This is a genomic window from [Clostridium] hylemonae DSM 15053, from assembly GCF_008281175.1.
GTDB classification, from domain to species: domain Bacteria; phylum Bacillota; class Clostridia; order Lachnospirales; family Lachnospiraceae; genus Extibacter; species Extibacter hylemonae.
Genome location: NZ_CP036524.1, coordinates 2908837 through 2924491 on the forward strand (window position 1 = coordinate 2908837; position 15655 = coordinate 2924491).

At 50.3% G+C, this 15655-nt stretch carries 14 protein-coding genes; 2 read left to right on the forward strand and 12 right to left on the reverse strand.

The genetic code is table 11. The annotated features are described in order from the left end of the window. Nucleotides 1-98 precede the first annotated feature (98 nt). Together LAJLEIBI_RS13575 and LAJLEIBI_RS13580 are read right to left on the reverse strand one after the other, a co-directional pair. The gene (locus tag LAJLEIBI_RS13575) at nt 99-3527 is read right to left on the reverse strand and encodes an ABC transporter permease (RefSeq protein WP_006442678.1); all 3429 of its coding nucleotides are present in this window, start codon (nt 3525-3527) and stop codon (nt 99-101) included. Nucleotides 3528-3537: 10 nt separating this feature from the next. Then, nucleotides 3538-4242 carry an ABC transporter ATP-binding protein gene (locus tag LAJLEIBI_RS13580; RefSeq protein WP_006442679.1) on the reverse strand — a complete coding sequence of 235 codons (705 nt, stop codon included), beginning with the start codon at nt 4240-4242 and terminating at the stop codon, nt 3538-3540. A 168-nt stretch (nt 4243-4410) separates the two neighbouring features. On the opposite strand from LAJLEIBI_RS13580, the gene LAJLEIBI_RS13585 reads away from it, so the two are divergent. Beyond that, nucleotides 4411-4914: a GNAT family N-acetyltransferase gene (locus tag LAJLEIBI_RS13585; protein WP_006442680.1), complete on the forward strand. Its 504-nt coding sequence runs from the start codon at nt 4411-4413 to the stop codon at nt 4912-4914. 70 nt (nt 4915-4984) lie between these two features. On the opposite strand, the gene LAJLEIBI_RS13590 is transcribed toward LAJLEIBI_RS13585, so the two are convergent. The 10 genes from LAJLEIBI_RS13590 to LAJLEIBI_RS13630 form a co-directional block, all read right to left on the reverse strand. Further along, the gene (locus LAJLEIBI_RS13590) at nt 4985-6133 is read right to left on the reverse strand and encodes an iron-containing alcohol dehydrogenase (RefSeq protein WP_006442681.1); all 1149 of its coding nucleotides are present in this window, start codon (nt 6131-6133) and stop codon (nt 4985-4987) included. 28 nt (nt 6134-6161) lie between these two features. Further along, nucleotides 6162-7082 (reverse strand): succinate--CoA ligase subunit alpha, encoded by a 921-nt coding sequence (gene sucD / locus LAJLEIBI_RS13595; protein WP_006442682.1) that lies wholly within the window; start codon nt 7080-7082, stop codon nt 6162-6164. Continuing rightward, on the reverse strand, nt 7066-8217 hold the full coding sequence (locus LAJLEIBI_RS13600) for an ATP-grasp domain-containing protein (RefSeq protein WP_006442683.1): 1152 nt from the start codon (nt 8215-8217) through the stop codon (nt 7066-7068). Before LAJLEIBI_RS13600 ends, sucD begins: the two co-directional genes overlap by 17 nt. Nucleotides 8218-8310: 93 nt before the next feature. After that, entirely contained in the window at nt 8311-9693 is a 1383-nt protein-coding gene (locus LAJLEIBI_RS13605) for an aldehyde dehydrogenase family protein (RefSeq protein WP_006442684.1), read from the reverse strand. A gap of 29 nt (nt 9694-9722) precedes the next feature. Next, on the reverse strand, nt 9723-11153 hold the full coding sequence (locus LAJLEIBI_RS13610; RefSeq protein WP_006442685.1) for an SLC13 family permease: 1431 nt from the start codon (nt 11151-11153) through the stop codon (nt 9723-9725). Between the two features lie 247 nt (nt 11154-11400). Continuing rightward, a complete protein-coding gene (locus LAJLEIBI_RS13615; protein ID WP_006442687.1) occupies nt 11401-12195 on the reverse strand; it encodes an IclR family transcriptional regulator in 795 nt (264 codons plus the stop codon). Between the two features lie 177 nt (nt 12196-12372). After that, nucleotides 12373-12804, reverse strand: a complete 432-nt coding sequence (locus LAJLEIBI_RS13620; protein ID WP_006442689.1) for an RrF2 family transcriptional regulator — start codon at nt 12802-12804, stop codon at nt 12373-12375. Nucleotides 12805-12992: 188 nt separating this feature from the next. Next, nucleotides 12993-13868, reverse strand: coding sequence for a 4Fe-4S binding protein (locus LAJLEIBI_RS13625; RefSeq protein ID WP_006442690.1), 876 nt, complete (start codon nt 13866-13868; stop codon nt 12993-12995). A gap of 1 nt (nt 13869) precedes the next feature. Next, a complete protein-coding gene (locus tag LAJLEIBI_RS18115) occupies nt 13870-14016 on the reverse strand; it encodes a CD1871A family CXXC motif-containing protein (RefSeq protein WP_006442691.1) in 147 nt (48 codons plus the stop codon). Then, nucleotides 14013-14615, reverse strand: coding sequence for a TlpA family protein disulfide reductase (locus tag LAJLEIBI_RS13630; protein WP_006442692.1), 603 nt, complete (start codon nt 14613-14615; stop codon nt 14013-14015). Before LAJLEIBI_RS13630 ends, LAJLEIBI_RS18115 begins: the two co-directional genes overlap by 4 nt. A 147-nt stretch (nt 14616-14762) precedes the next feature. On the opposite strand from LAJLEIBI_RS13630, the gene LAJLEIBI_RS13635 reads away from it, so the two are divergent. Beyond that, nucleotides 14763-15641, forward strand: coding sequence for a helix-turn-helix domain-containing protein (locus LAJLEIBI_RS13635; protein WP_040434892.1), 879 nt, complete (start codon nt 14763-14765; stop codon nt 15639-15641). Nucleotides 15642-15655 lie beyond the last annotated feature (14 nt).

A 15655-nucleotide genomic window follows, 5' to 3' on the forward strand; every position in this document is an offset into this window, starting at 1 on the left:
TTATCTTGTCTAACAGTTATAATAATACGCTGTTTTTTAAATGTCAATAGAAAATTAGCACTCTTTTCAAAAGAGTGCTAACAATCGTATTGTTTCTGTTATTCTATGCTCTTTAATGACTCTACCATATCTATCCTTCTGAGCTTAAAATACATGACCCAGTTGACGATCGCGGAGAAAGCCACCGTAAACAGAAGACTGTATATATAACTCGGGAAATTGATATTTCTACCGAACATTGCCGCATCCACCTCCACTGTCCGGATGACGAACAGATGCAGAAGTCTTCCCATTATCATACCTGTACCGGCCCCCATCAGTGTCAGTATGACATTCTCCCTGTATACGTAAGCCGCCACTTCAGGATCATAAAAGCCGAGTACCTTGATCGTGGCCAGTTCCCTCTGACGCTCCGTTATATTAATATTGTTCAGGTTATACAGTACAACAAAGGCGAGCATGCCGGCAGATACAATGAGGACAACGATCACGAGATTCAGACTTTTGAGCATATCGTCGAGCTGCTTCTGGATATCGCTCATATAGCTGATGCTCAGCACGCCGTCCTGCTTCAGTATCTCCTGCCCCGTCCTGGCGAGCGCTGATTTGGACGGATCCTCTGCCTTGAAGAAATAACAGTTATACTCCGCAGGCTTTCCATATACCTCCTCATACAGAACAGGAGTCAGATAGATATAATGTCCCATATAATTTTCGCAGACCGTCTGTATCTTTACAGGCCGGTTTCCGTCTTCTTCATCCTTGATATATATCGTATCACCCGCCTTGACCCCGAGAAGCTTTGCCGTCTTTTCGCTCACGACAGCTCCCTCATCGGTGAGCGTATATTTTTTATGGCTCCTTCTGTCCCGGAAGTTGATGAACTTCTCAAGCTCCTTTGCCGACCCGGGAACGACTTCATACGCGTCTCTTTCCCTGCCGCCGTTCACGAGTGTCACATTGCGCATATTGACCTCTGTATACTGCCGGACATCTGCATTGTTTTTCAGGAAATCCTCCACTTCCTTCTCTTTTGCTTCCGGAATATTTTCTTCAAGGTAAGCCATGCCGTCGTACACCTGTATTTCACTGTACTGAAGCTCAGATATGGCAAACACGGAATCCTTGATTCCAAACCCGACGAGCATGAGCGCCATACAGCCTCCGATGCCGAATATAGTCATAAAGAAACGTTTCTTATAGCGCATGAGATTGCGCACGGTGGACTTCCACGTAAAGCTCAGCCGCTTCCAGATAAAGGTGACGCGCTCCAGGAATACCCGCTTTCCGTTTTTCGGGGCGGGCGGTCTCATAAGTACCGCCGGCTCTGCGGAAAGTTCTTTATAACAGGCGGCAAGCGTGGCGCCCAGCGTGCAGGCCAGCGCCGCAAGCGTCGCTGCCGCGGCATAAGTAAGATTATACGGCGTAAGAATATCCGGGATATGGTGGTACATGATGCCATAGGCGTATATGATAATATAAGGCAGCACTTTCTCTCCGAGAAGCACACCGAATATACTCCCTCCAAGCGTGGCCAGGAGCGCATAACCGAGATATTTGGAGGCTATGGTCAGCTTATTGTACCCGAGCGCTTTCATCGTCCCGATCTCTGTCCGCTGCTCTTCCACCATCCGAGTCATGCTCGTAAGGCTGATCAGCGCCGCAACGAGGAAAAACAGCACGGGAAATACTTTTCCGATCGCCCGCATCCGGTCTGCGTTGTCACCGTAACCGGCATACTCAGCCAGCGTATTCCGGTCGTACACATACCATTTTGGATCCTTGATCTTACCGATCTCATCTTTTGCATCCGCGATCTTCTGCTCACCGTCGGCCAGTTTCTGCTCTGCCTTCTCTTTCGCAGCCTCGTACTCCTTCCATCCGTCCGCAAGCTCTGCGGCGCTTGCTGCTATCTCTGACTCCGCGTCCGCAAGTGCGGCTTCCTGCTTCTCGATCTGCGCCCACCCGCTGTCGATCTGCGCCTGGCCGTCCTGTATCTGGCTCCATACAGACGAAAGCGCCGCCTCACTGCCGGAAAGCTTTGTCTTCGTGTCATTTAACTGTGCCGCGCCGCTGTCCAGCTTCTGCGCATAGACCGCAAGCTTGCTGTCCGCATCTTTTCTGGCAGCATCGTACGCTTTCTGAGACTGGCCGTACAGCGTCCTGCTTTCCTGAAGGTCCTTCTGTGCGTCCGGAAGCTTATTGTCCCTCAGGTCATTACGGTCTGCCTCCGCCTGATTCTTTTGGGATTCCAGACTATTATATTTCTCTGCATACTTCGGATCTGTTATGTCAAGCGCGTCCATCTCCTGCTGAAGCCGGGCCGCTGTGTCCGCCAGATCCTTTATCTGCTCCTGCATCTGTACAACGGCCGCTTCCTTTGCATCGCAGAGCCCTTTCAGCTGGTCAAGCTTCTCTTTCTGCGGGGCAAACTGCGCGTCCACATCCGCCTTCTGTCTGTCAAATGCCGCCTTCTGTGCGCCAAAATCCGCCATAGCCTTCTCATAGGCGGTCCTGCCTTCCTCCAGCTGTTTCCTGCCGGATTCATATTGTATTCCGGCGCTGTCCAGTTCTTTCTGCTTTGTGGTGAGCGTTGCTTTTCCTTCCTCCAGCTGTCTGCGTCCTTCCGCAGTCTGCTCCCTGGCGCCGTTAAGTTTTGTCTCCCCGTCTGTGAGCTCCTGCTCTGCTTTCAAAAGTTCTAAGTCGGCCTCTTCTCTTCCGTCGGCCAGCTCTTTTTCCGCCCTGCCAAGTTCTTCTTCCGCCTCATCCGTCAGTTCCTGTCTGCGTATGCTGCCTCTTTCCCCGGTGATCGCCTTTATATTGTCCTGGATCTTTTTGATCCTGTTCTCATACGCATCTGTGTAAGCGGTCAGCTTTTTTGCTCCCTCCGCCTGCACATAAGCTTCCGTGTACACATCCATGTCAAATGTGGAAGCCGGCACAACAAAGAAGCCCGTCAAACTCCCCGTTCCGATCGTTGTATTTCCCCGGTTGAATGAAATATAACACGGACTGTTCCCCGTACCTACGACGGTCAGCGTATCGGTCGTGAGCGTATCGGTGACTTTCGTTCCGTCACCCGACTTCAGCACGACCGTATCTCCCACTTTATAATGCATCTCGTCATCTGCCAGACATTCGCCCGGTTTTTCCGGAAGACGCCCTTTCGTCACAGTCACCTTGTTCATGGACGGGAGCATGGACATGACATGTACCGCGATCTCCCGGTCTTCACCCTGACAGAGAAAATCCGCGCTGTAACCGCCCTCCGCCCGTTTCACGCCGTCCACCTTCCCGATGGAGCGGATGTCATCCTCTGTTATTCCAAGCGTACTGACGGTCTTGATATCCATCAGATCCGCCCCGTCAAAATAAGCGTCCCCCGTAGCCCGCATATCGGGCTCCGAAGAACGTATTCCTGAAAAGAACGCAACTCCGAGCGCTACAATAAAGAAAATCGAAAGGAACCGCCCGAGGCTTCTGCGTATCTCCATATAAAAATCTTTGCGCGTTGCCTTTGTCCCCATTTAAATTACCCTACCACTCTATAGAATCTACCGAAACAGGCTTGTCATTTTCGATCATTCTGGACACTTTTCCATTTTTTATCTTTATCACACGGTCAGCCATCGGTGTGATCGCCTGATTGTGCGTGATCAAAATAACAGTCATTCCTTTTTCCCTGCACGTATCCTGCAGAAGCTTCAGTATTGATTTACCGGTGTTATAATCCAGCGCGCCGGTTGGCTCGTCACACAGAAGAAGCTTCGGGTTCTTGGCAAGCGCCCTTGCTATGGACACCCGCTGCTGCTCTCCTCCCGAGAGCTGGGCCGGAAAGTTGGAAAGCCGCTCCCCAAGCCCTACATCCCGGAGCACTTCCTCCGCGTCCATAGGGTCTCTGCATATCTGAAGCGCAAGCTCCACATTCTCAAGCGCGGTGAGATTGGGAATGAGATTATAGAACTGGAACACAAACCCGATATCGTCTCTCCGGTATGCGGTAAGCTGCCTGGCATTATATCCGGATATCGTTTCCCCGTCTACCTGAACACGGCCCTCCGTGGCAGTATCCATGCCGCCCAGTATATTGAGCACGGTTGTCTTCCCCGCGCCGCTTGGCCCCACAACTACAGCAAATTCTCCCTTTTCTATCTGGAAATCAATGCCGTCTGCGGCCACGATCTCCACCTCTCCCATATGATAAACTTTCCGCACGTTATCCAACGTCACAAAACCGCTCATACAAGTCCTCCCAAACATGCCGCATTTTATGACAGGAACTGTAAATAAAGGGGTCCTGCCAACTAAAAATAAAATTCATTATTGTCTGTTTTTATTATATCACTTATAATAACTCATGAATACTATTGATTTTAAGTTGACAAAGAGAAAGAAACAGGAGTGATCAAGATGAGTCAGACAAGATTGGTCCCGGCCGTAACAGACAGCGAGATACATGATATCGCCGTGCTTGCGGAAGAGATCTGGCACGAACACTTTACGGATATTATCGGGGAAGAGCAGGTAAACTATATGGTAGATAAATTCCAGTCATACCCTGCCCTGAAAGAACAGATCCAGAACGGATATGAATATTATCAGATACACAGCGGCTCCACAATGGCAGGCTATACCGGCGTCCACGAAGACGACGGCGCGCTGTTTTTGAGCAAGCTCTACATAAAAAAGGACTGCCGCGGGCAGCACCTTGCCTCTGAAGCCTTCCGTTACCTTACCGCTCTCTGCAGAAAAAGAGGTCTGTCCAGGATCTGGCTCACCTGCAATAAACATAACGCCAATACTCTGGCGGTCTACAGCCATCTCGGCTTCAGCATAACTGATGAGCAGGTGGCGGATATCGGCAATGGGTTTGTGATGGATGATTATATCCTGACATATGAAATGGGGATTTAGTTCAAAACAGGAGACATCAGGGGCCGGAATCTTCCGAATCCCGTGATGTCTCTTATTTTATGATCTGATCTTATAATGCTTTCCTGTAAAGTTCTTCCACATCCTTCACAGTCGTCTGTCTCGGATTCGCCAGTATATTCCCGCTCTTCATGGCATCTTTTGCCATGGCCGGAATCGTCTCTTCCTTCACTCCTACTTCTGACAGTGATTTCGGGATTCCCAGATCTGCGTTCAATTTTATGACCTCTTCTACGAGCATCTCCGGCTCAAATCTTTCTGCGTTCCCGCTGCTCTCACGGATATAGTTATATATCACTTCATAACGCCCCTTATCCGCAAGCGCGTTGTACCGGAGGACGGTCGGCAGAAGGATGGAATTGGCCACACCGTGTGCAACATGAAAGTATGCGCTTACCGGGTGGCTCATGGCATGCACATTGCCAAGTTTCGCCCACGCAAATGCGATCCCCGCAAAATTACATCCCGCCATCATCGCACAGGCCGCATCTTCATCCTTCCGGTTCGCCACAAACCGCCGGATATTACGGCCGATCAACTCCATTGCCTTTTCAGCCATCGCATCTGAAAATGGGGTGGCTTTTACAGATATATACGCTTCAATCGCATGGATCAGAGCATCAACCCCGCAGGAAGCGGCGATAGACGCAGGCGCTGTCATTATGAGTTCCGGATCCAGCACTGCATATTTCGGAAGAATCTCATAACTGATCACGGACAGCTTATAATTCCTCGATTCATCCGTGATCACAGAAGAAGCCGTCACCTCGCTCCCTGTTCCCGCCGTTGTAGGTATGGCGATCATCGGCACGATCGGTCCCGGGACCGTATCAAATCCTTCGTAATCCGTAATATCTCCGCCGTAATTTACAAGCACCCCGACAGCCTTTGCCACATCCATGGAACTCCCGCCGCCAAGAGCAACGACACTGGTCGCCTTGCACTCTTTATAAAGAGCCGCAGCGTCATTTACGATATCCACTGTCGGATTCGGTATTACATCCAGATACGTGGTACATTTGATACCTCCGTCTAAAATAATGTCCTGAATCTTCTTTACTACGCCAATGCTTCCCAGTCCGCGGTCAGAAACAAGCAGAACATTGTCCGACTTGTTCTTTTTCAGTATTTCCGGAAGCTTCTTTAAACTCCCTATCCCAAACTCTATATTCTGCGGAATTTTAAAACTATAATCTTTCATCACACTTATCCTCCTTAACCATGCGCGATCATCCGTCGATCTGCGGTTCCAGCGACTGCAGCCTGCCCCCGGTGCGCCTGTTATATTCATCCATAAACTCTACGATCTTGCCAAGCGTAGGGCAAATCACGGCTCCCGCATCCTCAAGGGCAGCGATCTTTGACCGCACCGTTCCCATCCCCCCGCTCACTATCGCTCCCGCATGCCCCATACGCTTATTTTCAGGTGCGTACATCCCTGCGATATAGGCACATACCGGCTTTTTAAGGTTTAATTCTTTGATCTTGGCCGCGGCCATCTCTTCACTCGTACCACCGATCTCTCCGATAATGACGATCGCGTCCGTCTCATCGTCCTGTGCAAAATATTCGATCACATCCGCGTGGTCCATACCGACTACAGCGTCGCCGCCGATACCTACGCACGTAGAGAGTCCGAATCCTTTGAATGTCAGATTGGACGCCGTCTCATGTGTGAGCGTACCGCTGCGGGATATGATTCCGATATGCCCTTTACCATAAATATAGTCGGGCATGATCCCAAGCTTTGACTTACCGGGAGAGATAACACCGATCGTATTGGGACCTACCACCTGTGCGTCAAGCGCTTTTGCCTTGTGTACGATCTGGAGCGCGTCCATGACCGGAACAAATTCCGTGATGACGGCAAGCAGCCGGATCCCTTCATCCAGCGCCTGAAATGCCGCATCCCGCACGAACTGCTTCGGGACAAGGAGCATAGCCGCACGGATCTCCGGGAATACGGCACGGGCGTCAGCTACGGTCTCGAATACCGGAACGCCCTCAACAGACTGGCCGCCCTTTCCGGGAGCTACGCCTGCAAGGAGCCTCGCTTTACTCTCCAGTGTACGTTTACAGTGGATACGCCCCTGCTTTCCCGTGATACCGATAATCAGCATAGCGGTATCCTGATCAATTAATATACTCATTCTGCCTCGCCTCCTTCACCTTGAGAAGTGTCTGTACCGCCTCATCTGTTGTGCCGTACTTTGTCTGAGGAAAACCAAGCTTTTCATAGATAGACCACCCCTGCTCCTGGTTGAACCCCCGGCTCTTCACAACAACGGGCTTTCTGATGCCCAGTTCGGTGTAAGCCCGGGCAATGCCTTCCGCCATATCCGCACAGTTGTTGATACCTCCAAATACATTGACAAAAACATAGTCTGTCGACTTATTTTTTAGCAGAATACACATTGCCTGATAAGTCTTCTCCGCCGTAACGCCGCCCCCTAAATCGAGGAAATTATTTACACGGCCGCCATAGTGGCGGATCGTGTCCATCGTCGCCATGCCGATGCCGGCGCCTCCTGCCATCGTTCCTATATCTCCTTTTGCGTCAAGTTCCACATACGTGAGGTCATGTGCCTCTGCCTCCGCTTCCTGCGGAGTTTTTTCCTGCTCAGTGCGGGGAAGTATGATATAGTCGCCCTGACGGTACAGACTGTTGTCGTCAATGACAAGCTTCGCGTCAATGGCGATCAGCCTGCCGTCCTCAAGCACGGCGAGCGGATTGATCTCGATAGTTGTCGCATCCAGCGCAAAGCAGGCGCGGGCAAGCTTTCGGGCAATATCGGCAACCTGCTCCATACGCGCAGCCGGAAGGTCAAAGACTGCCGCGGCCATTCGGAAAGCTTCCGCGTCAAATCCCTCCGTACAGTCAAATCGGAGCAGTTTTTCAGGTGCAGCCGCCGCAAGTTCTTCAATATCCATTCCCCCGAACGGAGTAAAAAGCATGATCACCGCACGGTTTTTTACATCCAGCGTCATTCCCAGATAATACTCCTCTGAAATAGGCAGGAAATTACAGGCGATCACCCCCTCCATCGTGTGTCCGTTGATGCTGATACCCTCAATGATCTTCTTGACTTCGGTCAGTTCCTCTTTAGACTTTACAACACGCACTGCCCCTGCTTTTCCACGTTTTCCTGCAAGAATCTGCCCCTTGAGCACACACGGATATTCAATGCCGTCCGGTACTTGATCGTCTGTCAAAAGTATACTTTCATTAACAGGAATCCCAAAGCGTTCCAATTGAGCTTTACCTTCAATTTCCAAATAATCCATAGGCCGATTTCCTTTCTGTATGCCGCAGCACCGCAGCTTGATACGGCGCTGCAGCAAATACTTGATACCTTCATTTTACTTTTATGATCACGTTTACAGCCAGGCAAGTTCCGGGTCCGGCAGATAGGACTCTTCGTACGGGTATCCAACGCGTGTAATGTTCATAAGATGATCGTAATTCAAGTTCCCGCTGAAGCTGTTGTTCCCCCATGATCCGCATCCAAGCGTCGTCGTCGCGGTGAAACCGTTTGTAGGGCTGCCGCCGCCTGTTGTTCCGGCAGGCTGATTAACGATCACACGGGAGACCGAACACTGCAAAGCGGCATATTCCACGTGTTCCGGAGTGTTGGAGTGGATGCCGATACTGTGCCCTTTTCCTTCACACTCAAGGTTTTCTACCATCATGGCGACACCTTCTTCAAACGTACCGTACGGATAGACGGCGAGGACAGGACACATCTTCTCACGGCAGAGCACGTCGCCATGTCCGAGTGCTCTTGCTCTGGCAATAATGATGCGGGTGCCTTCCGGGACGTCCAGGCCGATCTGCGCCGCCACCTTCTCTGCAGTAAGGCCGACCACGTCCCGGCTGATAACCCCACCGCCCGGAAAGATACCCTCACGCAGCCGGTCTGCCAGTTCCGGCTCTGCGGCATAATAACCGCCCTGCTTCTCCATTTCTTTTATAAATGCGTCAAACTTTTCTTCCGGAATGAAAACAGTCTGCTCGCCGAGGCAGATAAGGCCATTGTCAAAGCTCCGGCCGATTATGATCTTAGATGCCGCTTCCGCCAGGTCTGCGTCTCTGTCCACAATGCACTGCACATTTCCCGCGCCCACCCCCAAAGCAGGTTTTCCGCTTGAGTAGGCTGCCTTTACCATGCCCATACCTCCAGTGGCCACAATGACGTCTGCCAGGCTCATGAGTTTTCCGCTGTCTTCGATAGAGACCTGCTCTAACCCAAGCACAAGATCCTCAGGAAATCCCAGCTTTGCAAGTTCTGTGCGGAACATACCGACGAGGAGCTTCGTGCATTTTACAGCCCGGGGATGAGGGGCGAATATAATAGAATTGCGAGTCTTTAACGCGAATGCCGCATTGCTCATCGGCGTCACGACAGGATTGGTCGACGGGACGATACTCGCGACGACCCCCATCGGTTTTGCGATCTCGATCATACGGCGGTCTTCCAGTCTATTGATGATGCCAACTGATTTCTTCCCCTTCAGGCTGTGCCAGATGAGCGCGGATTTCATGCGGCATTTTGTGACTTTATCTGCCTCACTGCCAAGACGCGTCTCCTCGGCGGCCAGAGGCCCTAACATTTCAGCATTGTCATAGATCACTTTACATACTGCGCGTGCCGCCGCATCCGCCTGCTCCTGCGTGGCAAACGCAAATTGTTCCTGTGCTGCTTTTGAACGTGACACCAATCCTTCTACCGTCATTACTTCCTTCTGTTTTGTTTCATTCATGTCAGACCATCTCCAATCTTTTAATATTATTAATTAACGAGGTACGAAAGCTCTCCGAAAGCCGGCCAGAACTGCATGGCCAGATAACCGAAGATAATGACCACGACCATACTGATGATCGTCATCGGAGTGCCGGCCTTCAGCATCTTATTTGCGTCCAGCCCGTAAGCGACGGGTATCGCGCGGACACTGAGGGGAAGCAGAAATTCTGCGTTATACGCCAGTGTAGTGATAAACCAGTAAGGTATGGGGTTGAGACCAAGTTCACTCGTGAATCCGAATACGATCGGAATCGAAACAGCTGCGGCAGTTGTGCCGTTTGTCACTTCGGAAATGATACGGGTAAAAACGACCAGGATCACGATAGTCAGCAGGCCGCCGTCCAGTGCCAGTCCGGAAACGATATCCGCTATGCGGGCAGTCGCTCCAGAATCATTTATAAGTTTCCCAAGTGCCATACCGCCTGCAAAGAGGATCATCATTCCCCACATCATGCCATTTTGGGCGGTATCCCATGTGAGAAGGAAGCCTTTATCCGCAGCTACGATAAAGAAGCAGAGACAGCCGAGCGTCAGATATACATAGGCAGGCGCCAGTGCCGGCAGGATATCGGCGTAAAGAGGACGGGTAAATGCAGCTAACATGGCCACGAGAAAAAGTATGGAGCATATTTTTTCGTCCCGTTTCATAGGACCGAGTTCCCGGTAGCTGTTGTTAAAATACTCTCTCGTGCCGTCTAATTTTTTAACCTTCATCGGCATCAAAAGCATAGAACCAAGAAGAACAAGCGCGGCTATGATGAGATATGGGGCGATGCGGATGACCCAGTCTATGTACATGAACTCGTGTCCGGTCAACTCTTCCAGATAGGAGATCGCAACCAGATTCATAGCGCCGCCGAGAGGTGTTCCGGCTCCGCCAAGGCTCACCCCCCATCCGATGGCAAGCAGAATAGGAACGGCAGGAGCACATGTCGGAATATCATCATACCCCGCCGCCGATAGCATCGCGATCGCGATCGGAGTAAACAGGGCGCAGACCATGACATTTGGAAGAGCCATAGAAAGCGCGATGCTGGCCAGCAGCCAGACTGTGATCTGCGACTTCATCGAAGGCCCTATAAGAGACAAAGCCTTCAGCGCCACCCGTCTGTCCAGGCCGCATGCTTTCCATGGCAGACAGATAAGTGTAGAACCAAAGATAAGAATTATACTGTCGGATGCGTACTGCGCAGTGACGGATGCCATGGGTACGATATTAAAGACCGCGTTGGCGACAACCGGCATTATTCCCGTGATCGTGATGTGAACAGGACGTGTGATCCACCAGAAGATCAGCCAGAACGCAACACCCACTGCCTGTGCGCCGCGCATGGTCAGGGCATTTGACAGCAGCAGAACTGTCAGGGCAAAAATAACGGGCCCTGCCAGGATATAAATGAAGCGTCGTTTAAGAGTCATGATTGATTCCCTCCTCCGTATATTTTTAACTTGCCTGTATTATAGCGGGACAGGGCGGCCGCCCGCAATACAAAGCGCCGCTTTTTCCCGTGAGCGAAACAGGTTTTCAAAGCACAAACCCATGTCTCACATTCTGCATATTCATTTGCATATGATGCAACCATTTTTTACATAAATGATTGTTCGCGCAATAAAAAAACTGCCGTAAAATAGTTTCGCACTATTTTACGACAGTATTTTTAATTTATCATTTCGGATAATAACCGAGCTTACCGGATATTTTGCCCGCGACAGCCATCACCGCTTTTGCAAGCTCCCGCTCGCGCTGCGGCTGGCTGATGCTGTGCGCGCTTGCCGATACGCTGACAGCGGCGATCGGAAGACGCTCGCGGTTAAATACCGGCGCCGCGATCGAGCCCTTGCCCTCTGTAAGTTCGTTGAGAAGAAGGCAGTATCCCTTCTGTTTCGTATGAATAAGCTCCTGGCTGATCTCCCAGAGGTCAACTTTCGTCTCCGGGGTACGTTTTTGAAGATCACTGTTCTTCAAGATATCCTGTGCCTTCGCATACGGCATGTATGCCAGCAGGGCGCGTCCCATGGCGCAGCAGTACATAGGCTGCCGGTGCCCCATCGGGATAAACAGCTCCATCGTTCTTTCGGATGAACTGCTGATCAGATGGGCGACTTCCGTCTTCCGCGGAATACCCATATGACCGTGCACACCATATTTATAAGAGAGACGCTGGAGCTCCGGGAACGCATGACGAAAGACGTCGTTGTTCTGCAAAGCAGCTCCTGCCAGTGCAACGATCTCAAGTCCCGGGTAATAGAAGCCGGTGGAGTCATCACGCTCCAAAAACCCCCAGTCCAGCATTGTGTTCAGATGGCGGGAAACTGTACTGATATTCATATCCAGCTTCATCGCGATATCAGAGGTACGCTGCATGGGCGTCGTCTCATCAAATGTCGACAATATGGCGAGAGTCTTACTGACACTTTTAGTCTTTGAAGCTTTGTGCCGGCTTTCTTCTGGCTGCGTCATAGTATATAGATCCTTTCTTCAGGAAAGTCCTTAAGACCGCCCTGAATGTTGTTTAATGTAAGAAATCTTTGTTTTAGTAAGTGTATCATTGTTTTGCAGATTATGCAACAATCCACCGTCCGTAAAAAAGACATGGAACATACCATGTCTTTTTTGCGTTATCGTTTAATTTTCTAATTAGATCTTCTGTTTTTTCGGGCACCCGGTCACTTTTTTCTCCACATCTTCTATTGTGACAGTCTCAAGATAATCCTTACACTGTGCGTTCATCTCACTATAGATTCCATCCATCATCCCTGCCATTCCGGATGCTATCATGCAGTCCATGTCTATACTGCCTGATTTCCAGGACGCTTTAATTACCTCTTCCTCCAACGCATCACAGACGCACCGCAAGGTCACCGCACTTGCGTCCGCCGCCATGTGATAGCCTCCTTTGATTCCTTCTTTTGTCCCAACAAGGGCCTTTTTCTTGAGTTTGGCCATTACCTTTCTCACACGCGCCGGATTCGTGCAGATATTCTCCGCCAGCTCCTCGCTGGAAACTACCGTATCCTTATGGCGCAGATATACAAGGGCATGCACTGCGATCGCAAATTCACTTGTCATCGTATTTCCCACTCCTTTTACTCTCTTCCTCTTCCTTTGTTCCACCAAAACCAAACGCCAGCACTATACCTATAAGGGTTCCCATCACGACAGCCCCGACCGGGCTTGCGGTGACCCCTCATCCGCCGCTTCTGCATCCGATAAATACATAGTACGCAAATCCTGACGCGGCGCCGAGCAGCACAAAGCTAACTCTTTTCATGTGTTTTTTCATGGCAGCCTCCTTTCCCTCTTTTTATGGCCTTTGTCGGACACGCCTTCACACAGTCGCCACAGCGGATACATTCCGGACTGTTAGGCTGTTCCCATACTTTAATATCCATCTTGCATGTCTTCCGGCATTTTCCACATTTGATACAGTCGCTCTCTTCTACCTGGTAGCGGTATAACGCAACCGGGTTAAAGAAGCTGTATAGCGCGCCGAGCGGACAGAGATACTTGCAGAACGGGCGGTATACCCACAAAGCCAGCACTATTATGAGCACGAGCAGAGATACCTTCCAGATAAACAGGCCGCCGACTGCGTTCTGAAGCGATTCATTGAGCAGTACAAGCGGGATTCCTGCCGTCAGTGTCCCGCTCGGGCATATGTACTGGCAGAACCACGGACTTCCCTGTCCGATGACGTCAACCACGAGAAGAGGAAGTAATATAACAAACAGAACGAGTATGACATATTTCATCCACTTGAGCACCTTATGTCCCGGCAGGTTCTTTCTTTTCCTGAAAAACGGTATCTTATACAGCAAGTCCTGAATCAATCCAAAAGGACAGAGCCAGCCGCATATGAACCGTCCGAACAGAGAACCGAAGAATATCAAAAAACCGGCCACATAAAATGAAAACTTGTAGTCTCTGCTTCCAAGCACCGCCTGAAGCGAACCGATCGGGCACGACCCGAGCGCTCCCGGACAGGAATAACAGTTGAGTCCCGGCACACAGGCTGCTTTTGTGGGCCCTGTATAAATCTTTCCGGTGAGGAACCCGAAAAGATATCCGTTGGTCACCGCCGTGAATATTATCTGAACACACAGCCTCATCCTGTTTCTGATTGCTTTTATCATCTTAACCAATTCCTATACACTCCAAACAAATATTTACAGCTTTTGTCAGCACTGTTCCCGCCTCCCCGCGTGTGATCCCGATAATGAAAAACAGCGCGGCGGCGGTAAACAGCACGATACGGATCCATCTTACTTTACGGCTGCTCATTGCTGCACCCCGTTCAACAGCTCATCTATAATGCCCGCCCACTCGTCTTTGTCCCGGGCGCCGGAATATACATCACCGACCTGATTTCCTTCTTTGTCAACAAAAATAGTCGTCGGCACCACATTGACAGAACCAAGTATTCCTGTCATCAGATCCTGAGATGCGATTATATGTGTATAATCTGCCTTTGTAGTGGAAACAATCTCTTCTGCCTTCTCGTCTTTCGCTTTCCCTACGTCACTGACAAGCCCCACGATCTGTACGCCTTTGTCCGCATACTCGCGGCTCAGCTCGCCAAGATCAGGCATCTCGCGGATACATGGACCGCAGAATGTCCCCCATATATTTACCATCGTAAGGTCTGCTTTGGAAAATATCTCATCCGATACTGCTTCACCTTCCAGCGTCTCGGACTCAAAAGTACCGAATATCTTCTTCGAGGCTGAAGATGACGACGTGTCGGAAGCTTTTGACCCTTCAGAGCTCTTGGAACTTCCGGCATCCGCTTTTTCCTCCTTCCCGCTGCCGCAGGCGGTAAGCAGTAATACAAGACTCAACGTTAAAATTGTGATCGCTTTAGCTCTTTTTCTCTTCATCATCGTCTCCTTTACAATCTGTAACTTTTTTATTTTCAGTTTGTATTGTAATTATACTTGTTACAGTTGTATTTGTCAATGGATAAAGCAGCAAAAAAAGTCGAGAGAAATCTTAATTTTTTCTTTATAATAAGATCAGGAGGTGAAAGAATGAAGGAACAGATAGAGGCAGTTCAAAGGATGCAGAATTATATAGCCGCTCATCTGTATGAGCAGATAACGCTGGCAGAGCTTTCCGGGGCATCTCTGTTTTCTCCGTGGCATTCATACCGGCTGTTCAAAAAGTGGACCAACCTGACACCGGCGGAATATATCCGGAGAATGCGGCTGTCGGCATCTGCTCTGCGGCTGCGGGATGAGGGCTGCCGGATAACGGACATCGCGTTTGAGATGGGTTTTGGGAGCGTAGACGGCTACCAGAGGGCATTCTACAGGGAATTCGGCTGCAACCCGAAAGAATATATGGAAAATCCGGTTCCTTTATACTTGTTTACCCCTTACGGCGTTATATACAGAGAAATCAGAAAGGAAGAACAGACAATGGAACATGTTAAAAGTGTATTTGTACAGCCTGTCGAAAAGCCTGTACGCAAGGTGATCATAAAAAGGGGAGTCAAGGCGGAAGATTATTTCCCCTACTGTGAGGAAGTAGGCTGCGATGTGTGGGGGCTTCTTATGAGCATCAAATCTCTGGAAGGAGAACCTGTATGCCTGTGGCTTCCCGATGCGTACCGGACACCGGATACCTCCGTATATGTGCAGGGTGCGGAAGTGAGCGCAGACTATGACGGACCGGTACCGGACGGCTTTGATGTCATCACACTGCCCGCTTCCACTTACCTTATGTTCAAAGGAGAACCGTTTGAAGAAGAGGATTACTGCCAGGCAATTGAAGAAGTACGGGAAGCAGTCAATAAATACGATCCGTCCGCGGCCGGTTATGAATGGGATACAGACAATCCGCGCATTCAGCTGGAACCTGTCGGCACACGGGGATATATAGAGTTACTGCCCGTCCGCAGAAAATAGAAATGCCGACATGC